Annotated in this window: 16 protein-coding genes, 1 pseudogene and 1 riboswitch; of the genes and pseudogenes, 9 read left to right on the top strand and 8 right to left on the bottom strand. The window is 58.1% G+C overall.

Going from position 1 to position 19,751, the window contains the following annotated elements:
* Nucleotides 1-1,625: 1,625 nt before the first annotated feature.
* On the bottom strand, nt 1,626-2,522 hold the full coding sequence (locus tag AAGR22_RS03950) for a LysR family transcriptional regulator (protein WP_067710421.1): 897 nt from the start codon (nt 2,520-2,522) through the stop codon (nt 1,626-1,628).
* 97 nt (nt 2,523-2,619) lie between these two features.
* Here AAGR22_RS03950 and AAGR22_RS03945 point away from each other — a divergent pair, with 97 nt between their 5' ends.
* The 3 genes from AAGR22_RS03945 (at nt 2,620) to AAGR22_RS03935 (ending at nt 6,404) form a co-directional block, all read left to right on the top strand.
* A complete protein-coding gene (locus AAGR22_RS03945; RefSeq protein ID WP_345830407.1) occupies nt 2,620-3,621 on the top strand; it encodes a zinc-binding alcohol dehydrogenase family protein in 1,002 nt (333 codons plus the stop codon).
* Between the two features lie 355 nt (nt 3,622-3,976).
* Entirely contained in the window at nt 3,977-5,131 is a 1,155-nt protein-coding gene (locus tag AAGR22_RS03940) for a mandelate racemase/muconate lactonizing enzyme family protein (protein ID WP_345830405.1), read from the top strand.
* On the top strand, nt 5,124-6,404 hold the full coding sequence (locus AAGR22_RS03935; protein ID WP_345830403.1) for an MFS transporter: 1,281 nt from the start codon (nt 5,124-5,126) through the stop codon (nt 6,402-6,404). Before AAGR22_RS03940 ends, AAGR22_RS03935 begins: the two co-directional genes overlap by 8 nt.
* Nucleotides 6,405-6,469: 65 nt before the next feature.
* Here the strand turns inward: AAGR22_RS03935 and nadR are convergent, their stop codons facing one another.
* From nadR to serB, 3 genes are all read right to left on the bottom strand, one after another.
* Complete coding sequence (gene nadR, locus AAGR22_RS03930) at nt 6,470-7,696, bottom strand: multifunctional transcriptional regulator/nicotinamide-nucleotide adenylyltransferase/ribosylnicotinamide kinase NadR (protein WP_067710411.1); 1,227 nt, start codon at nt 7,694-7,696, stop codon at nt 6,470-6,472.
* 213 nt (nt 7,697-7,909) lie between these two features.
* Complete coding sequence (radA, locus tag AAGR22_RS03925; RefSeq protein WP_345830400.1) at nt 7,910-9,289, bottom strand: DNA repair protein RadA; 1,380 nt, start codon at nt 9,287-9,289, stop codon at nt 7,910-7,912.
* A 9-nt stretch (nt 9,290-9,298) separates the two neighbouring features.
* The gene (gene serB / locus AAGR22_RS03920) at nt 9,299-10,276 is read right to left on the bottom strand and encodes a phosphoserine phosphatase (protein WP_067710407.1); all 978 of its coding nucleotides are present in this window, start codon (nt 10,274-10,276) and stop codon (nt 9,299-9,301) included.
* A gap of 115 nt (nt 10,277-10,391) precedes the next feature.
* Here serB and AAGR22_RS03915 point away from each other — a divergent pair, with 115 nt between their 5' ends.
* The 5 genes and pseudogenes from AAGR22_RS03915 to AAGR22_RS03895 all read left to right on the top strand — a co-directional run bounded on the left by AAGR22_RS03915 (nt 10,392) and on the right by AAGR22_RS03895 (nt 14,020).
* On the top strand, nt 10,392-11,063 hold the full coding sequence (locus AAGR22_RS03915) for a YtjB family periplasmic protein (RefSeq protein ID WP_067710405.1): 672 nt from the start codon (nt 10,392-10,394) through the stop codon (nt 11,061-11,063).
* A gap of 97 nt (nt 11,064-11,160) precedes the next feature.
* Nucleotides 11,161-11,263: riboswitch (TPP riboswitch) on the top strand.
* A gap of 54 nt (nt 11,264-11,317) precedes the next feature.
* Nucleotides 11,318-11,584: pseudogene (locus AAGR22_RS03910) on the top strand (hypothetical protein); the annotation flags it as partial.
* Between the two features lie 17 nt (nt 11,585-11,601).
* Nucleotides 11,602-12,339, top strand: a complete 738-nt coding sequence (locus AAGR22_RS03905) for an ABC transporter ATP-binding protein (protein WP_345830397.1) — start codon at nt 11,602-11,604, stop codon at nt 12,337-12,339.
* On the top strand, nt 12,339-13,070 hold the full coding sequence (locus AAGR22_RS03900) for an ABC transporter permease (protein WP_345831544.1): 732 nt from the start codon (nt 12,339-12,341) through the stop codon (nt 13,068-13,070). Before AAGR22_RS03905 ends, AAGR22_RS03900 begins: the two co-directional genes overlap by 1 nt.
* Nucleotides 13,071-13,087: 17 nt before the next feature.
* Nucleotides 13,088-14,020, top strand: coding sequence for an ABC transporter substrate-binding protein (locus tag AAGR22_RS03895; RefSeq protein ID WP_345830395.1), 933 nt, complete (start codon nt 13,088-13,090; stop codon nt 14,018-14,020).
* A gap of 134 nt (nt 14,021-14,154) precedes the next feature.
* Here the strand turns inward: AAGR22_RS03895 and deoD are convergent, their stop codons facing one another.
* From deoD to deoC, 4 genes are all read right to left on the bottom strand, one after another.
* Entirely contained in the window at nt 14,155-14,874 is a 720-nt protein-coding gene (gene deoD / locus AAGR22_RS03890) for a purine-nucleoside phosphorylase (protein WP_067710399.1), read from the bottom strand.
* Between the two features lie 62 nt (nt 14,875-14,936).
* Nucleotides 14,937-16,160: a phosphopentomutase gene (gene deoB / locus AAGR22_RS03885; RefSeq protein ID WP_067710397.1), complete on the bottom strand. Its 1,224-nt coding sequence runs from the start codon at nt 16,158-16,160 to the stop codon at nt 14,937-14,939.
* 62 nt (nt 16,161-16,222) lie between these two features.
* A complete protein-coding gene (gene deoA / locus AAGR22_RS03880) occupies nt 16,223-17,545 on the bottom strand; it encodes a thymidine phosphorylase (RefSeq protein ID WP_067710395.1) in 1,323 nt (440 codons plus the stop codon).
* Between the two features lie 292 nt (nt 17,546-17,837).
* A complete protein-coding gene (deoC, locus tag AAGR22_RS03875) occupies nt 17,838-18,617 on the bottom strand; it encodes a deoxyribose-phosphate aldolase (protein WP_067710393.1) in 780 nt (259 codons plus the stop codon).
* Nucleotides 18,618-19,309: 692 nt separating this feature from the next.
* On the opposite strand from deoC, the gene AAGR22_RS03870 reads away from it, so the two are divergent.
* The gene (locus tag AAGR22_RS03870; protein WP_345830391.1) at nt 19,310-19,618 is read left to right on the top strand and encodes a hypothetical protein; all 309 of its coding nucleotides are present in this window, start codon (nt 19,310-19,312) and stop codon (nt 19,616-19,618) included.
* Nucleotides 19,619-19,751: the final 133 nt, after the last annotated feature.

The following is a 19,751-nucleotide window of genomic DNA, read 5'->3' as shown; positions in this document are numbered from 1 at the left end:
CCGCAAGCACGTCCGTGTGGGCTCGGCTCGCGCATCCCTGCGCTCGACGGTCCGCTAAGCCAACGGTCCCCGCCTGGCCTCTGGCTCTGTTGTCGCTGCTAAAAGCGTTCTCACCCTCGGTATCAATTTTCAAAACTACCGACAGATAATTCCGGTAGGATCAGAAGCAGGTTCTGACCTTATTATTCACCGTATCCCGATGCAGATGATTGTTTTGAGGCCTGCTATAAAGCCAGTGTCACTGAATCAGGTTCTGATATTTCTCAGGGCCAGACTACTTACAGACCACTCCGCAGCCAGAAGGCGGTGTTGCGGAGCAGATTAGCCGGGTCTCTGCCGCAGGGATGCGGCAGTGAAGCCCCCAGGGATGGGTTTACGGCGCCCCGGCGTTCTGACCCGCAACATAGCCCTGACACCGGAGCCGGTTTTGACCTTCCTGAAAATAATACAGGCGTGTCATCAGCGCAGATTTTGACCTGGCTGACATCTGTAACGTTTATTATCGTTGCGATGATAAGGTGCAAAGCCCTGCGGGGACCGTCGTCACGCGGACACGCCGCAGGCACATCCGTGTGGGCTCGGCTCGCGCATCCCTGCGCTCGACGGTCCGCTAAGCCAACGGTCCCCGCCTGGCCTCTGGCTCTGTTGTCGCTGCTAAAAGCGTTCTCACCCTCGGTATCAGTTTTCAAAACTACCGACAGATAATTCCGGTAGGATCAGAAGCAGGTTCTGATATTGCTCAGTGCCAGACTACTTACAGACCATTCCGCAGCCAGAAGGCGGTGTTGCGGAGCAGATTAGCCGGGTCTCTGCCGCAGGGATGCGGCAGTGAAGCCCCCAGGGAGGGGTTTACGGCGTCCCGGCGTTCTGACCCGCAACATAGCCCTGACACCGGAGCCGGTTTTGACCTTCCTGCAAATAATACAGGCGTGTCATCAGCGCAGATTTTGACCTGGCTGGCATCTGTAACTTTTATTATCGTTGCGATGATAAGGTGCAAAGCCCTGCGGGGACCGTCGTCACGCGGACACGCCGCAGGCACGTCCGTGTGGGCTCGGCTCGCGCATCCCTGCGCTCGACGGTCCGCTAAGCCAACGGTCCCCGCCTGGCCTCTGGCTCTGTTGTCGCTGCTAAAAAACCCTTCACTCCCCGCTCTGCTCAACTAACTTTCGACAGGTAATCCTATCTCCGACGGAGCGGGTTTGCCTGGACCTTTGCCGGAACTAAAGGCCTACTCTGCGACAAGAAGGCGATGTTAAAACCATGGCACTGAAGCAGGTTCTGATATTGCTCAGTGTCCAGATTACTTACAACCCACGCCGCAGCCAGAAGGCGGTGTTGCGGAGCAGATTAGCCGGGTCTCTGCCGCAGGGATGCGGCAGTGAAGCCCCCAGGGAAGGGTTTACGGCGTCCCGGCGTTCTGACCCGTAACATAGCCCTGTCGCTGGGCCGGTTTTGACCTTGGATTCCGCAACACAGCCCTGTCCCCGGAGCAGGTTTTGACCTTGAGTCCCGCAACACAGCCCTGTCCCCGGAGCAGGTTTTGACCCTGAATCCCGCCACACAGCCCTGTCTACATTGTACGTGGCACAACCCGCCTACATCGCGAAACTATGCACGGTAATTTAGCGATAAAACTCTTTAAAAATCGGCGATTGCAGCGCGAAATCAATAAAACACGCCAGCGCCGGCGAATTCAGTTTACGGCTTGGGTAAACCAGCCAGAGTTCATTGCCTTCGACTTCCCACTCCGGAAGCGCCCTGACCAGCGATCCCTCCGCGAGGAAACTTCCGGCCATAAAACGCGGCAAAAGCGTTATGCCCGCATCTTCCAGTACGCACTCCCGGGCATAAATCAAATTATCCGTCATATGGACCGGCGGCAGCAGCCAGCGGAAATACTCCTCGCCACGCTTTAACAACCACGCGCTCCAGGCGCGATGGGCGATGAACCGGTGCTCAGCCATCTGACCCGGATGCCGCAGCGTCTTGTTCCGTGCCAGATAGGCGGGCGAGGCGACCAGCAGGCGCTCGCAGTAGCCTATCCGCCGCCCGATAAGCGAAGAATCGTGTGGTTGACCCGTGCGCAGCGCAATATCAACCCCCTCCTGCACCAGATCGCTCATTTCATCGGATACCGATACATCCAGCATCACCTCAGGATATTCATTCTGAAAGGCGGCGTTGAACCGCGCCAGCAGCGTGGCACCAATCCCCGCGGGCGAGGTAATTCTTAACCGTCCGCTGGGATTATCCCGCAGGCGCTGTATCGCCAGGCCTGCCCGTTCGCTGGCCAGCAGCATCTCCTGACAGTGGACCAGATAGCGCTCCCCGGCAAAGGTCAGATTTAGCTGCCGTGTAGTACGATTAATAAGGCGCAGGCCCAAAGCACGTTCCAGCTGGCTGATCCGCTGACTAACGCTGGATTTCGGTAATCTGGCCCGGGTTGCGGCAGCAGTGAAACTGCCACATTCGGCCACCAGCGCAAAGAGCGCCATATCCTGGAGCTGTTTAAACATGATTGTTCACCTGAGACGAACGCTGAGTTAGTTATTGTGCCACTTATCTTCAGCGTGCTTAGCTTCTACACTCAATGTCACACCTTATAGGAGATGCACCATGACTATCCAGGCAATTGCGATTAATCCAGAAAATCCGCAGCAGTTTATTGAAATCTACCCGGAGAAAGCCACGCCGGGCGAATACGACCTGCTGGTAGAAGTTCACGCCGCCTCCGTTAATCCGGTGGATACAAAAGTGCACAAAGGTGCGCAGAAAAATGGCCTCCAGGTACCGCGTATTCTCGGCTGGGATGCCAGCGGCTTAGTCCGTGAAGTCGGTAGCAAAGTCAGCGGCTTTAAGCCGGGGGACGAAGTCTATTACGCCGGAGATATCACCCGTCCAGGCAGCAACAGCACCTTCCAGCTGATCGATGCACGTATTACCGGGCACAAGCCTGCTTCGCTGAACTGGGCGGAATCCGCTGCGCTTCCGTTGACGGCGCTGACCGCATGGGAAGGTCTGTTTGACAGGCTACACATTGACCAGGCGGAAGAGGGAAAAACGCTGCTGATCATCGGCGGCGCGGGCGGCGTGGGATCGCTGGCCATTCCGTTCGCGAAGCTGTACAGCAAGGTCACTATCATCGCCACGGCATCGCGCCCTGACTCGGTACAGTGGTGTAAGGATCGCGGGGCCGACAAGGTTATCGACTATCGGGATATGCCTGCCGAGCTGGAAAAGCAGGGGCTGAAGCAGGTGGATTATATTTTCTGCCTGAACGATACCGACGGGCACTGGGCGACAATGGCGAAGCTAATTGCGCCTCAGGGACAGATCTGTACCATCGTTGAAAACGAAGCCCCGCTGGATATGACTGAGCTGAAGCTGAAAAGCGCGGCGCTGCACTTTGAGTTTATGTACACCCGCAGCATGTACACCACGCCGGATATCGCCCGTCAGGGAGAGATCCTTAACGAGACCGCTAAGCTTATCGACGATGGAAAAATCACCACCACCCTCAGCAAAACGCTACAGGGCCTGAGCGTAGAGACGCTGACAGAGGCACACCGGCTGGTACTTGAAGGTCATATGCGCGGTAAAGTGGTTATCGCTTACTGAATATCAGGCGAGCATAACGTCCTTAACCTTTGCTCAGTATCCGGCGAGCATCAAGTCTTTAACACTCGCTAAGTATCCGGCGAGCATAGCGTAATTATCGCTAACTCCGTCTCCGGTGGGTGCACTCTGGCCCGCCGCTTTTCCCTCCTTTTGTGACCCGCCCCGCTGCACCTTATCCAAATGCCAAAATCTGCCGCCCGTTCCGGCTTCATCCTTGTGCGCCTGAACGATGAACCTCCCCGCGCCCCTTTTTATACTGGGAATGTAGCAGTCCACCTCTTATCTCCTCCGGTTGATACGCGCCCATTATGCTAATTACAGGCGTACAGCCCCCCTACTTTATGAGGTTTATGGCATGAAAATCAGTCACGTGGAGGTTATACGCCTCAGCATCCCGTTTGCCAGCAATCGCGCTCCGGCCCTGAGCGGCGAACGGGCATGGAACGCAGCATCAGCGGCGCTGACGCAGATGGAAACGCTACTGATCCGGGTCGTCACCGACAGCGGACGGCAGGGATGGGGGGAGGGATTCGGCCATCTCTCCAATGCCGTTACCGCCCAGGCGTTACAAGACCTGGTGATCCCCTACTTTCTGGATAAAACTGTCCCCACCAGCCGTGAAGCGCTGGCTACGCTGGTTGAAGGAGCAGAAAAAGCGCTCCATGCCTTTGGCGGAAACGGTCCGGTGCGCTTTGCCCTGTCGGCAATGGATATTGCCCTGTGGGATTTACTGGGGCAGCATCATGAACAGCCGCTGTGGCAGCTGCTGGGTGCCACACGCCAGCATATTACGTGCTACGCCAGCCTGGTCAGCTATAACAATCAGCCTGACGAGGTCGCGCGCCAGGTGAAAAGGGCGTGGCAGGCGGGATTTCGCTCGCTGAAGCTGCATGAAACTCACGTTGAGGCCATTGCAGCCGCCCGCGCAGCGCTGCCAGCGGAGGCCCGGCTGATGGTGGACGTTAACTGTCCCTGGACGCCAGAGGAGGCCTGTCATCGTGCGCGCGAGCTTAAGACGCTGAACCTGGCCTGGCTGGAAGAGCCCGTGTGGCCACCGGAAGATGCGGCCGGGCTGGCGCGCGTACGTCGAGCAGGCACACCGATCGCCGCCGGTGAAAACGCGTCAGGTGCAGAGGGGTTTGCGGCCCTGTTTAACCAGCAGGCCGTAGACGTGGCACAGCCCAGCGTGGCAAAAGTGGGCGGCATCAGCGCCGTGTTGCGGATAACGGAGCAGGCCAGACGGCATCAGGTGAATGTGATACCCCACTGTTTTTACTACGGGGCGGGCCTGCTGGCTACCGCGCATCTCGTCGCCGCCCTGCCTGATGATGTCCAGCTGGAACGCCCCTTTATTCACTTCTCCGCACGGCTTCACCCACAGCTCGACCTCTCCCCGCAGTTCAGCCTGCCTGATATCCCGGGCCTGGGCTTTAAACCGGATGCGACAGTGATGAAAGAACATACCCTTTACCATCGGCGAGTTGATGCGGAGGGCGTACACCATGTTTAAAAATATACGGAGTACCGTCGCCCTGCTGCTGTTTTTCGCCGGTGTGCTTAATTATCTCGATCGCGCCGCGCTATCGGTTATGGCACCGCTGGTAAAAAAGGATCTGCATATTGATGATGCGCAGATGGGGATCCTGTTTAGCTGCTTTTTTATCGGCTACTGTCTGTTCTGCTTTCTTGGCGGATGGGGGGCAGACCGCTACGGCCCGCGTAAGGTCTTTGGCTGGGCGGCCGTCGTCTGGTCACTGTTCTGCGGTGCCACCGCGCTGGCTGGGAGCTTTTTCCAGCTGCTTATTGTGCGCGTGCTGTTCGGCATTGGCGAAGGGCCGATGGGAACCACCACCAATAAATCGATTTCCAACTGGTTTCCCCGTCGGGAGGTGGGTCGCGCGGTCGGTTTTAGCAATGCGGGCCAGCCGCTGGGTGCGGCGGTCGCGGCGCCGATAGTGGGTCTTATTGGGCTACATTTTGGCTGGCGGGTCTCGTTCGTGGCTATTGCCATTCTGGGCTTTGTCTGGCTGGCCTTCTGGCTGTGGCTGTTTCGCGACAAACCCGAGCAGCATCCCCGCATTACGGCAGCCGAGCGCACGCTGATTACCGCCGAACGCCCCGCGACACGGCTGACGGAGAAAGGTGCCCCTTCCAGGGTCCGGCTGTGGCGCTACGTTTTTTCACTGCCGGTACTGGGCGTGGCGGCGGCTTTTTTCTGCTTTAACTACATCCAGTTTTTTTTCCTCTCCTGGCTGCCAAGCTATCTCACCGACTTCCAGCATCTGGATATCAAAAGCATGAGCCTGATTGGCATCCTTCCGTGGCTGGGCGCGACCATCGGGTTTATCGGCGGAGGACTGGTGTCAGATGCACTGTATCGCCGCACCGGCAACTTTTTGCAGTCGCGCAAGCTGATCATTTTTTGTGGGCTGGCCGTAGCCGCACTCTGCGTGATGCTGACGGCCTGGGCCAGCAGCGTGACGATGGCGGTCACGCTGATTACCCTTGCCAGCGTCTTTGCGTATATGACGCCTCAGGCATGTTGGTCATTACTCCAGGACATTGTTCCGGCGGAGCGGATTGGGACTGCGGGCGGATTTGTACACCTTCTGGCGAATCTGGCGGGGATACTCTCACCGGGGATCACCGGCTTTTTAATTCAGTACGGAGGCGGATACGCCTCAGCCTTTATGCTGGCCAGCGTACTGGCGCTGGCAGGCATGCTGCTGCTGGCGGTTTTCGTGCGCCAGCGAAGCGTGAATGCCCTGCGCGCGCTGGCCTGAAAATAAAGCCCATTGCCTGCGCAGCAAAGGCTGTGCGCAGGGCACAGCCTTTGGATAGCGGACGGTCAGGCGCCCATCATCTCTTTCACCAGCTCTACGCAGCGCAGGAAACGCTCGTCGTAGTTATCCTGCTCAACGTGCACCCAGGGGATATTATTCTCCTCCAGCATCGAGATCAGTAGCTGCTGGAACTCCCTGCGATCCACCGAACTGCCCAGGCTGCGCAGACCATCTGCCACCCAGGGCACATTGTTCTCCACCAGAATCACCAGATCGAAACGGTACTCGTCGATCAGTGCCTGAACAAAGGGGTGCTCGCGCCCCTCATATTTCTTGCAGAAGGCCTGTGTCGTGACAAAATCGGTATCAATAAAGGCCACTTTATTAGCATATTTTACAGCGAAATCAATGTACTGCGCCTGGCCCAGCGCGATTTTATCGTAGTCGGAATATTGCAGGGCCATTTCATCGCCGCCGAGATGAGAAAAGACGTAGTCGCGGCCAAATTCCCAGGCGCTGGTGGTATTGAAAATGTTAGCCAGCTTGTTCACCAGCGTCGATTTTCCGCTGGATTCACCGCCCAGAATCGCCACCGTACGCACGAAAAAGGGCTTCACTTCGGTGGGAATATACTCCCAGTAGCGGAACGGATCCTGGCGGATCTGCCCGCCGCTGATATTCATAAAGGATCGCTGGGGATCGATCAGAATGGTTTCAATGCCCAGATGCTGCTGATACTGCGAGGCGTCCGGTTCCTCGCTGGTATATACGCGATTTGGCACGATGCCGTGGTTTTCCATAAAGTCGGTAATGCCGCGACTCCAGACATCCCAGCCGTGCGGATATGGCTCCATCCCCTCTTCGTTAAAAGAGTGAATGCGAATATTTTTCTGATACTTAAAGGTTTGCAGCAGCCAGCGCAGGCGATCGCTGACGGTGGGCTGCTGGGACATGGCGCTGTCTTCAAACAGCTTTAGATCGCGCGGCTCGTCGTAGCCCATGATGATATGCAGCTCATCAACCTGACTACAGGCGCGCTGGATCAGATAGATATGGCCGGTATGCAGCGGATAGAACTTGCCAAATACCACCCCGACGGTTTTTTCGCGGCGAGGGAATTCCAGCCCAAGATAACGGTGAAGTGCTTCCAGCTTCTGGGCGCTGGGGCTTTTTATTTTCGCGTTCAGCAGCTGACTGAGGTAGCCCTTCGTCATGCCGCTCGCATCGGCCACCTGCTGTAGCGTGCTGCCCTGCTGGCGGATAGCGGTTTTCAGATAATCAAATGACGACATCAAATGCCTCCTGCATAAAGGGCGGCATCAGTTCCGCCCTCAGATGATAGTACGTTCAGCTATCCGGGCGAACCCGCCTCACCGATCGCAATTACGTTCAACTGTCCAGACGAACCAGCCTGACCGATAGTAATACGTTCAACTGTCCAGGCGAACCTGCCTGACCGATAGTAATACGTTCAGCCGTCAGGGGGAATTGCCCGGTCCGAACGGTTACAGGTCGTCCAGTATCGCCAGCGCGTCGGCGAGCTTTTTCACGCCATAGACTTTCATATTTTCCGGCGGCCTCTTCGGCACGTTAGCAGCAGGGACAATCGCGCGCCGGAAGCCATGCTTCGCCGCCTCAGAGATACGCTCCTGCCCGCTTGGCACCGGACGGATCTCGCCCGCCAGCCCGACCTCGCCGAATACCACCAGGTCATGAGGTAGAGGGCGATCGCGCAGGCTGGAGACCATCGACAGCATCAGCGCCAGGTCGGCACTGGTTTCGGTGACCTTGACGCCGCCAACCACATTAACAAACACGTCCTGGTCCGCCATCTGTAGCCCGCCGTGACGGTGTAAAACCGCCAGCAGGATCGCCAGTCGGTTCTGCTCCAGGCCAACAGCAACGCGCCGGGGGTTGCCCATCATCGAGTGATCCACCAGCGCCTGAATTTCCACCAGCAGCGGGCGCGTGCCTTCCCACAGCACCATGACCGAACTGCCGGAGGTCACTTCATCACCGCGGCTCAGGAAGATAGCCGACGGGTTGCTTACCTCACGCAGCCCCTGCTCGGTCATGGCGAAGACGCCCAGCTCATTCACCGCACCGAAACGGTTTTTATGGCTGCGCAATGTACGAAAGCGTGAATCGGCATCGCCATCCAGCAGTACCGAGCAGTCGATACAGTGCTCAAGCACCTTTGGCCCCGCAAGAGAACCATCTTTGGTCACATGACCCACCATCACAATCGCCACGCCGCGCGTTTTGGCGAAGCGGGTCAGATAGGCTGCCGTTTCCCGCACCTGGGCGACGCTGCCGGGCGATGACTGGATATCGGCCATATGCATCACCTGAATGGAGTCGATCACCATCAGCCTCGGCTGCTCCTGATCGGCAATCTGGCAGATCTGCTCGATGCTGGTTTCCGACAGCATATTGAGATTTTCAGTGGGCAGCCCCAGCCGGTGGGCGCGCATCGCCACCTGCTGAAGAGACTCTTCGCCGGTGACGTAGAGGGTCTTCATTCCCTCGGAAAGTTTGCACAGCGTTTGCAGCAGCAGGGTACTTTTGCCCGCGCCGGGACTACCGCCGATGAGAATCGCGCTGCCTGGCACCACCCCGCCGCCCAGTACCCGGTCAAATTCTTTGAAGCCGGTGCTGAAACGCGGTAGCGCTTCAAGGCTGATCTCAGACAGCTTCTGCACGCGGCTGGTGCCTGCGCTGCCCGCATAGCCCATGCGCTCATTACGCGCCACGGTGGGCGAGGCAGAGAGGCGAACTTCAGTAATGGTATTCCACGCCTGGCAGGCGCTGCACTGCCCCTGCCAGCGTGGGTAATCTGCGCCACATTCGTTACAGACAAAGGCGCGCTTCACCGCTTTGGCCAAATCGCCTCCTTAACGCTCATCAGAGATCAGGCTGCCGCTGAGAATACAGAACACGCCCATCAGGTCGGCGTGACGAATGGTCACCGCCGTTTGTTCATTGACTTTCGGTTTGGCGTGATAGGCAATACCCAGTGCAGATGCCTTGATCATCAGCAGATCGTTTGCCCCGTCGCCGATGGCGACGGTCTGATCGTCGGCGATTTCAAAGCGTTCAGCCAGCTTAAGCAGCGTATCGGCCTTGTAGCGGGCATCCACAATATCGCCCAGCACCTCACCCGTCAGCCTGCCGTCGCGGATTTCCAGCACGTTAGCGGCAATAGCAGAGAGATGGAGTCTGTCCCGCAGATATTCGGCAAAGAAGGTAAAGCCGCCGGAGGCGATCGCCACGTGCCAGCCCAGCGCCTGGAGTTTTTCCACCAGCTGCGTCAGACCCGGCATCAGCGGCAGCTGGTCACGCACCTGAACCAGGATGTTGGCATCCGCATCTTTCAGCGTGGCAACGCGCTGGCGCAGGCTGGCAGCGAAATCAAGTTCGCCGCGCATCGCCCGCTCCGTCACTTCCGCCACCTGCTCGCCGCAGCCTGCCAGCTTTGCGATTTCATCAATGCACTCCACTTCTATCGCGGTAGAGTCCATGTCCATGACCAGCAGTCCGGGCGTTTTCAGGTGCGGAATTTTCCCCAGCGGGGCGACGTCCAGGCCCGCTTCATGGGCCAGACGTGTGGCGAGCGGAGTCAGTGAGCCCGCCAGGCGCACGACCTGATACTGATCAACGCACCAGGCGCTGACGATAACCATCGCTGCACCCAGCTGATGCTGGAGCGCCGTAAGGCTGGCTTTATCAAGCTTGCGGCCGTACAGAAGCCAGCCGGTGCGGCCAGCGCGGTAATCCAGCGGCATGACTTCATCACCGCTAAGAGAGAGAGGTAACCCCGGCCAGAGAGAGACATCGGAAGGCAGGTCGCACCAGGTCAGACTATTTGGCATTACAGCTCCTGTAGGGACATATTAACCACGCAAGAGGCTACCCTGTCAGCCCCGGTTCTGGCAACATAAAGCGAAGAGGCGGACGGCGTTCGTTGAAAAAATATGAAGGGTGAAGATGGCAAAGGCCAGATTAAAATTCCGACTACACCGTACGGCGATCGTGCTGATCTGCCTCACTCTGCTGGTGATGCTGATGCAGGGTGCCTCATGGTTCAGTCTGGGTCATCAGATGGCCCGTTCAGCGCAGGTCGAGGAGCTGGCCCGAACGCTGACGCGACAGGTTGCCTGGAGCCTGACGCCGCTGATGGAAAACAGCGATGATAACCGGCAGAAAATTACCGAGGCCATTGCGCTGCTGACTACGGACAGCCGCATTCTTGATGCCTCGGTCTACGACGACAACGGTGCGCTGCTGGCTCACAGCGGGGAAACCATTAACGTGCGCGATCGGCTGGCGCTGGATGGCCATCGCGCGGGCAGCTACTTCAATCATCAGATCGTGCAGCCGCTGGATACCCCCGATGGTCCGCGCGGCTTCCTGCGCGTCACGCTGGACACTCATGTGCTGGTCACCGAATCCCGTCAGGTGGATAACACCACCAATATTCTGCGTCTGATGATGCTGCTGGCGCTGGCTATCGGCATTATTCTCAGCCGGACGCTGCTGCGCACCCGCCGCACCCGCTGGCAGCAGTCGCCCTTTCTGCTTACCGCCAACCATCCGGTAAGAGAGGATGATGAGGATGAGAGCAGCGAAAGCCCATCGTCACCAGAGAACCTAAAATAGCGGAAATGGGGCCTGCACGGAGCCGTTAACCGACAGGTTCCCCCGCGTTACTGTCCTTGTTACGGCGTTGTAATCAAAAATAAAATATCGTATAACAGTCTGCTCCGAGGGGTGTCCAGTAATGGGCTGAGATGGCGTAAGCCGAACCCTTTGAACCTGATCTGGGTCATGCCAGCGAAGGGACGGGTTGGCACTGATCAATTGCCTGTTCACACTTCTGCGTGTCCGGATCTCCACCTATTTTCGGAGGTTCAGTGTCTCATCTACCCATCCCTGATTTCAGCCAGGGCCTGTATGGTCGTCTTCGCCAGCATGCGGGCGCAGAGTGGCAGCACTATGTTAATCACCCCTTCCTGCAACAGCTGGCTTCCGGCACGCTTCCCCATGCCGCTTTCCGCCGTTATCTGACGCAGGATTATCTGTTTCTCATCCACTATGGCCTGCTGGTCAGCAAACTGCGCACCCTGCCAGAGATGCGCGCGGCGTCCACGTCTCTCAATATCCTGTGGCAAATGGGGCTGAACGCGGCGTCAGAAACGTGAGCGGCGCACGACCACCGGGCATTGCCTGTCGCAATCTTGGCCTTAGCTTTGGCCAGCGCACCATTTTCCAACATCTCAGCGTTGATATCGCGCCAGGCAGCTTTGTGGCGCTGCTCGGTGCCAGCGGCAGCGGCAAGACCAGCCTGCTGAAAATCATCGCTGGCCTCGCGGCTCCCGACGCAGGTACGGTCAGCGGCAGCGATGGGCTCCCCCTGGCGGGCCGTATCGCCTGGATGGGCCAGAGAGATCTGCTCTATCCCTGGCTGACGGTGATGGATAACATCATGCTGGGCGCTCGTCTGCGGGGAGAAAAAGGCGATCGGGAATGGGCCACCCATCTGCTGGAGCGGGTCGGATTAAGCGGTCATGGGAAAATGCTGCCTGCGGCACTCTCCGGTGGGATGCGCCAGCGCGCCGCCATTGCGCGCACGCTGTATGAGCGTCGCCCGGTCGTGCTGATGGATGAACCCTTCTCCGCGCTGGATACGCTCACGCGGGCCAAAATCCAGACGCTGGCCGCCGAGCTGCTGGTGGATAATACCGTGCTGTTGATCACCCACGATCCCATGGAAGCCTGCCGCCTCAGCCATCGCCTGCTGGTGCTGGCGGGTTCCCCCGCCCACATTGATGACAGTCACACCCTGGTCGGGCAGCCTCCGCGCGCGCCGGACGACCCTAATCTGTTAACCAGTCAGGGTGAACTGATGCGACAGCTGGTGAGGGCCGCAGAATGATGCGGGGAGGTGTGATCTTTTGCGGTTTGCTCCTGCTGTGGTGGCTGGCAACCTTAAGCACTATTCCGGCGTTCCTGCTGCCCTCGCCTGCGGCGGTTGCCTGCGCACTTTGGAACAACCTGAGCTATCTGGCCTGGCACAGTCTGATCACCGCCTCAGAGGTGCTAAGCGGCTTAGTGCTCGGTGTCCTGCTGGGCACGCTGCTGGCGCTCTGTATGACCTTTTCGCCCCGGCTCCAGCGCTGGCTGATGCCCGTCGTATTGACTAGCCAGGCCATCCCCGTCTTCGCGCTGGCGCCGCTGCTGGTGCTGTGGTTCGGCTTCGGGCTGAGCGCTAAGGTGGCGATGGCCGTGCTGGTGATCTTCTTTCCGGTGACCTCCGCGTTCTATGACGGCCTCCGTCGGGTTAACAATGACTGGCTTGACCTTGCCCGAACGATGGGTGCCACGCGCCGGGCACAGCTGCTGCATGTCCGGCTGATGGCCGCGCTACCCGCCTTCGGCAGCGGTCTGCGGATGGCCGCTGCCGTCGCCCCCATCGGCGCGATTATTGGCGAATGGGTCGGTTCGGCAGAGGGGCTGGGGTACGTGATGCTTAACGCCAACGCCCGAATGCAGACCGATATCTGCTTTGCCGCGCTGTTCATTCTGGTACTGATGACCGTATTACTCTGGGTAGCGATTGATGCGCTGCTCCACCGCCTGATCCGTTGGGCGCCCGAAAATAGCTAATCAAGGAATCATTAACGGTGAAAAATACCCTGTGCGGACTGCTGCTGACCGCGGCACTGAGCGGCCATGCGCTGGCAGCGGAAAAGCTGACCCTGGTGCTCGACTGGTATATCAATCCTGACCACGCGCCCATTATGGTCGCTGAGCAGATCGGCGCGTTCCGGGCCGAGGGGCTGGATGTGAACATAGTGTCGCCTTCCGATGCCGCCCTGCCGCCGCGCCTGGTTGCCGCAAAACAGGCAGACCTGGCCATTACCTATCAGCCCCAGCTGCACTTCTTTGCGGATCAGGGCCTGCCGCTGGTGCGCATTGGCACGCTGATCACTTCGCCGCTGAATACGGTTATCACTCTGGATAAAAAAATCACCTCCCCTGCCGGTCTGGCCGGGAAGAAAATAGGCTATTCGGTGAGCGGCATTGAGCAGGCAACCCTCAGCACCATGCTGAAACATGAACACCTCAAGGCTGATAATGTGCGGTTGATTAACGTGAATTTCCAGCTGGTCAGCGCGCTGCTGGCCGGTCAGGTTGACGCCGTGATTGGCGGCTACCGCAATATTGAAGCTCAGGAACTGAAGCTAAAGGGGAAAGACCCGGTGGTCTTCAACGTGGAAGATTATGGCGTTCCGGCCTATGACGAACTGGTGATCGTCGCCAACCGCGATGCGGTCAACGATCCCCGGATAAAGAAATTTCTTATCGCGCTGAAAAAAGGCACCGATTATCTGCTGGCTCATCCGCAGGAGAGCTGGCTGGCGTTTGCCAAAGCCCACCCGGAATTAAATACGCCGCTGAATCAGCTTGCCTGGCAAAACTCTCTGCCCCTGTTCGCGAAAGACCCGGCAAAGCTGGACCCTGCCCGTTACCAGGCATACGAACAGTTTCTGTTTGATAATAAGCTGATTAAGAAGATGACGCCGGTGGCGGACTACGCGGTAGAAGTCCATTGATGTTGGAGAAGGTGATTAACGACGGTGGAGACGGGCCTTCATGCTGAATAATGCCCGGCAGACGCAAAAGCGACGGCCGGGCGACGCAGTGCGCCGCCAGCGAATCTATCGGACTGGCGGCTGGTGCGGGGTTATCAGGCTTTATCGCCCAGCAGTACCGACTCCAGCGCGATCTGGATCATCTCGCTGAAGGTGGTCTGGCGCTCTTCTGCCGTGGTCTGTTCGTGCGTACGGATATGGTCAGAAACGGTACAGATAGCCAGTGCCTTAGCACCAAACTCCGCCGCCACACCGTAGATCCCGGCCGCTTCCATCTCCACGCCCAGAATGCCGTACTTCTCCATCACGTCAAACATCTGCGGGTCCGGGGTATAGAACAGGTCGGCTGAGAAGATATTTCCCACCCGCGCGTCCACGCCCAGCGCCTTTGCCGCATCGACGGCATTACGCACCATCTCGAAATCAGCAATGGCCGCGAAGTCGTGATCCTTAAAGCGCATACGGTTCACTTTGGAGTCGGTTGACGCCCCCATACCGATAACCACATCACGCAGTTTCACATCGGCGCGCACCGCACCGCAGGATCCAACGCGAATGATTTTTTTCACGCCAAACTCGGTGATCAGCTCTTTAGCATAAATCGAGCAGGATGGGATACCCATACCGTGGCCCATTACCGAAATTTTGCGCCCTTTATAGGTGCCGGTGTAGCCCAGCATGCCGCGTACGTTGTTCACTTCCACTGCGTCCTGCAAAAAGGTTTCCGCAATGTGTTTTGCACGCAGCGGATCGCCAGGCATCAGAACCACATCAGCGAAGTCGCCCATTTCAGCGTTAATATGAGGCGTTGCCATCTTTTATCCTTATCTTCAATATTCATCTTGCCGGCGTCAGCGCCGGCCAGTTATATGTCGCTTTACAGCATGCTTTTGCCATATTCCATATCGGAAAGGCCAAAATAGCGTGCAACGGTTTGCCCGATATCGGCAAAGGTGTCGCGATATCCCAGCGAACCAGGTTTTACACCGGGTCCGTAGAGTAGCACCGGAATATGCTCGCGGGTATGTTCCGTGCCTTCCCAGGTAGGATCGCAGCCGTGGTCGGCGGTGAGGATCAGAATGTCACCTTCCTGCACCAGCGCCATCAGCTCCGGCAGTCGGCGGTCGAACAGCTCCAGCCCACCGGCGTAGCCCGGCACGTCACGACGATGGCCCCAGGTGGAATCGAAGTCCACGAAGTTGGTAAACACGATGCTGTTGTCCGGCGCGATTTTCATTTCTTCGATCGTGGCGTCAAACAGCGCATCCAGACCGGTTGCCTTTACCTTTTTGGTAATGCCAACGTGGGCGTAGATGTCGGCAATTTTACCAACCGAGATCACCTGACCGTTCTGCTCCTCAACCAGCTTTTTCAGGATAGTCGGTGCCGGTGGTTCCACGGCGAGATCGTGTCGGTTACCGGTGCGCTGGAAGTTGCCTGCCTTGTCGCCGGTAAAAGGACGGGCGATAACGCGGCCAATATTATAACCGCCTTCGGTCAGCGCCTCACGGGCGATTTCGCACAGCTTGTAGAGGCGCTCCAGCCCAAAGGTTTCTTCATGGCAGGCAATCTGAAATACCGAGTCTGCCGAGGTGTAGAAAATCGGTTTACCGGTTTTCATATGCTCTTCGCCGAGCTGGTCGAGGATAACCGTACCGGAAGAGTGGCAGTTACCCAGGTAGCCCGGCAGATCGGCTTTCTCAACCAGCAGGTCTAATAGCGCCTGCGGAAAACTGTTCTCTTTGTCGGAGAAGTAGCCCCAGTCAAACAGCACCGGCACCCCGGCAATTTCCCAGTGGCCCGACGGCGTGTCCTTACCGGAGGAGAGCTCACTGGCCCAGGCCCAGGCGCCGGTTATCTCAGCGTCTTTATCCAGCCCCAGCGGGAACCGGCCGGTAGACCCTTCCGCCGCTTTGCCTAAGCCAAGCGCGGTCAGATTCGGTAAGTGCAGCGGGCCTTTTCTGCCCGTGTCAGCTTTCCCGTTAAAACAGGCCTCGGCAATATGTCCGAGGGTATCAGAGCCTTCGTCGCCATATTTATGGGCGTCTTTGCTGGAGCCGATCCCAAAGGAATCTAGCACCATGATAAATGCACGTTTCATCCTGGTCTCCTGCGTCTGTTAGGCGCTTAGCTTAAATTTTATCGATCAGAGTAGTATGACGCTTATCCGCTGATTCTGCGATAGATAACTGGCGTTTCTGCCGGGGCCGTCTCACTGAGCGTAATGGCCGCTTTGACCGCCGCCGCCGCTTCCTGCCAGCTGGCTTCGCTGCTGGCGTGGATCACCGCCAGCGGCTGCTGGCTGTCAACGGCGGCACCCAGGGGGGCAACCTCACTCAGGCCGACGCTGTAATCTATGCTGTCGCTGGCGCGACGGCGTCCGCCGCCCATTGAGACCACCGCCATACCCAGCGCGCGGGTATCCACTGCGCCGATCACCCCGACGCTATCGGCATATACCGCTTTGCTGAGCATCGGTGCGGGCAGGTAGTTATCAATATTCTCAATGAAATCGGCTGGCCCTTTCTGCGCCGCCACCATGCGGGAGAACACCTCTGCCGCGCGGCCATTATCCAGCACGGCCTGGAGCTTGCGGGTCGCCTCATCAACGTTTGCGGCCAGCCCACCCGATACCAGCATTTCCGCACTCAGCGCCAGCGTCACCTCCAGCAGGCGTGGATTGCGATAGTCGCCGGTCAGGAACTGCACCGCCTCGCGCACTTCCAGCGCGTTACCGGCGCTGGACGCCAGCACCTGATTCATATCGGTCAGCAGCGCGGTGGTTTTACAGCCCGCGCCGTTTGCCACGCCAACGATCGACTGCGCCAGCTGTTCAGAGAGTTCAAAGGTCGGCATAAAGGCACCGGACCCTACCTTAACGTCCATTACCAGCGCATCCAGCCCTTCGGCCAGCTTTTTCGCCAGAATCGACGCGGTAATAAGCGGAATGGAGTCTACCGTAGCGGTGATGTCCCGCGTGGCGTAGAAGCGCTTATCGGCTGGCGCAAGTGAGTGGGTCTGACCGATGATCGCCACGCCCACCTCTTTGATCATCCGGCGGAAGGCCTCATCCTCGGGGAAGATATCAAAGCCGGGAATGGCTTCCAGCTTATCCAGCGTACCGCCGGTATGGCCCAGTCCGCGGCCCGAAATCATGGGTACATAGCCACCGCATGCGGCGACCATTGGCCCCAGCATCAGCGAGGTCACGTCCCCTACTCCACCCGTGGAATGCTTATCGACCACCGGTCCGTTGAGGTTTAGCGCCTGCCAGTTGAGTACCGAGCCGGAATCACGCATCGCCATGGTCAGCGCCACACGTTCTGGCAGCGTCATGTCATGAAAATAGATTGTCATCGCCAGCGCGGCGATTTGCCCTTCAGAGACGGAGTTGTCACGAACGCCGTTGATAAAGAAACGAATTTCCTCTTCACTCAGCGTCTGGCCGTCTCTTTTTTTGCGGATGATTTCTTGTGGCAGGAACACATTGCCCCCTGATGTTAAGCAGCCGGGCGGGGAGTCGCCCCAGCTGAGAGTATGAGCGTTACTATCCGGGCCGACACGAGGCGGCCCACGGGTGAATATATCGACTTCAGTACACTAACCGCCTCGCCAGCATGCCATCCGGCCCGCGGTTTCTGATCTCACCGGGTGCGGACATCGCCCGCGATCCCCGGTCTGACCGGGTTGCTGACGTAGCCCGCGATCCCCGACCTGACCGGGATGCTGACGTAGCCCGCGATCCCCGACCTGACCGGGTTGCTGACGTTTGCCCGACTTAGTACCCTGACTGAGGCGCAGTGCTGTCATAGCCTGCGGCTTTCAACAGGCTGGCCAGCAGGCTCGAAGCGCCAAAGCGGAAGTGACGTGGGGTTGCCCAGTCGCTGCCCAGAATGTCATCGGCCAGCTTGAGATAGATTGCAGCATCGTCGGCGGTGCGAACGCCGCCGGCTGGTTTAAATCCTACCTTATGCTTAACGCCTTTATCGGCAATCACGCGCATCATGATTTCAGCGACTTCAGGAGTGGCGTTGACCGGTACTTTCCCGGTAGACGTTTTAATGAAATCAGCACCGGCATCAATGGCGATTTCAGAAGCTTTGCGGATCAGCGCGGCATCTTTCAGCTCGCCGGTTTCGATAATGACTTTCAGGAGCACATCGGCGTCGGCACAGGCCTCTTTACAGGCGCTTACCAGTTGAAAACCTGTCTCTTCGTTACCCGCCATTAGTGCGCGATAAGGGAACACCACATCGACCTCATCAGCGCCGTAAGCAATCGCCGCATGGGTTTCTGCCAGCGCAATCTCGATATCATCATTGCCGTGTGGGAAATTAGTCACGGTAGCGATGCGGATATCCGGCGTGCCCTGTTCGCGCAGCGTTTTGCGCGCGATGGGAATAAAGCGCGGATAGATGCAGATAGCCGCCGTGTTTCCCGCAGGGGATTTGGCCTGATGACAGAGCGCAATCACTTTCTCATCGGTGTCATCATCATTCAGGGTAGTGAGGTCCATCAGTTTCAGTGCGCGAACGGCAGCAGAAGTTACGTCAGTCATGTTTGTCTCCAGAGAGAAACCCGCAGGTCTTTATGTTAAAATAATAACACTTACAGAGGCGTATTTTCCGTGATGTAATTCACACCCATGAAAATGCCATTGCATTAATTCTATATTATGCGTGACTGATATCACATAAAAATCCTTGTGAATTGCCCTTATGGGGCATAGTGAACGATATTGTCCTTCCTGGTTTAGGCGGTTGCGCATAATGTTATAATTATAACATTTATTATTACTTAATGCTAAAGGGCGTGGTGCGGCTTAGGCTGGGGTGTCGCCTGGGGGTGAGGGCCCGGTGCTGCAAAGGCTGGGGTGGTCGCCTGCGGGTGGGGCCTGGTGCGGCACAGGTATGGGCTGTCGCCTACGGGTGGGGCCCGATGCTGCACAGGCCCGTTTGGTCGCCAACGAGTGGGGCCCGGTGCCTGGCGGTCCTCGCGCCGCGCGTGGCGCGGTTCCTTCGCTCCGCTCGTCGACCTTTCGGACCGGGCATGACGGGACATCCCTGTCCCGGCATACCCTTGTGCCAGCATCCCTGCTGGCCCATCCGGGTCTTCCTTACTGCACTCAGCGCTGCGGAATGCCTGTCACCGGGCCCCACCCGCCTGCTCCTTTTGCATTGTGCTGGCTGCGGGTAAGAGCAGTTTCACTAAAAGCAGCGCAGAAGCCCGAGAGGTGGACAATCCCTGCGGTTGACGGGCAATCCGCAGCGCTGCGGCGAAGACGGAGGGCCAGGCGAGAGCAGCAGGGATGCTGCACTCAGGGAGCGGCGGGCAGGACGCCCGCTCGCGACCGGGCCGTCCGGCCTGGAGCCGGAGCCAAAGGCACCACGCAACGCGTGGCGTGAGGACGCCCGGCAAACGCTGGGATTGTCCACCGGCATCGCAGGTATTGCCCAAACAATTAACCGGCAACCGCTGGGATTATCCACCGGCAAAGCCGATATTGCAGCCGACACAACCAACCGACAAGCGTTGGGATTTTCCCCCCATACACAGTAATTTTTGCAGCCAGGTGACCACATCCCGAGCGCTAAAGTATGCAGGAAATAGCGACTGGGTTAGCTTAATGCAGCTCAAAAGCCTGCGAGTTTACAGGGCCTGACTTGAAGCGGATCTGAAGCCCGAGAGGTGG

This window comes from Erwinia sp. HDF1-3R (assembly GCF_039621855.1).
In the GTDB taxonomy this organism is placed as follows: domain Bacteria; phylum Pseudomonadota; class Gammaproteobacteria; order Enterobacterales; family Enterobacteriaceae; genus Erwinia.
This window is presented reverse-complemented; position numbering and strand designations above follow the sequence as displayed.

Coding starts and splice junctions, on each gene's coding strand:
- AAGR22_RS03945 (WP_345830407.1), top strand. CDS start 2,620: ATGACTATCCAGGCAATTGCGATTAATCCAGAAAATCCGCAGCAGTTT.
- AAGR22_RS03940 (WP_345830405.1), top strand. CDS start 3,977: ATGAAAATCAGTCACGTGGAGGTTATACGCCTCAGCATCCCGTTTGCC.
- AAGR22_RS03935 (WP_345830403.1), top strand. CDS start 5,124: ATGTTTAAAAATATACGGAGTACCGTCGCCCTGCTGCTGTTTTTCGCC.
- nadR (WP_067710411.1), bottom strand. CDS start 7,696: ATGTCGTCATTTGATTATCTGAAAACCGCTATCCGCCAGCAGGGCAGC.
- serB (WP_067710407.1), bottom strand. CDS start 10,276: ATGCCAAATAGTCTGACCTGGTGCGACCTGCCTTCCGATGTCTCTCTC.
- AAGR22_RS03915 (WP_067710405.1), top strand. CDS start 10,392: ATGGCAAAGGCCAGATTAAAATTCCGACTACACCGTACGGCGATCGTG.
- AAGR22_RS03900 (WP_345831544.1), top strand. CDS start 12,339: ATGCGGGGAGGTGTGATCTTTTGCGGTTTGCTCCTGCTGTGGTGGCTG.
- deoD (WP_067710399.1), bottom strand. CDS start 14,874: ATGGCAACGCCTCATATTAACGCTGAAATGGGCGACTTCGCTGATGTG.
- deoB (WP_067710397.1), bottom strand. CDS start 16,160: ATGAAACGTGCATTTATCATGGTGCTAGATTCCTTTGGGATCGGCTCC.
- deoC (WP_067710393.1), bottom strand. CDS start 18,617: ATGACTGACGTAACTTCTGCTGCCGTTCGCGCACTGAAACTGATGGAC.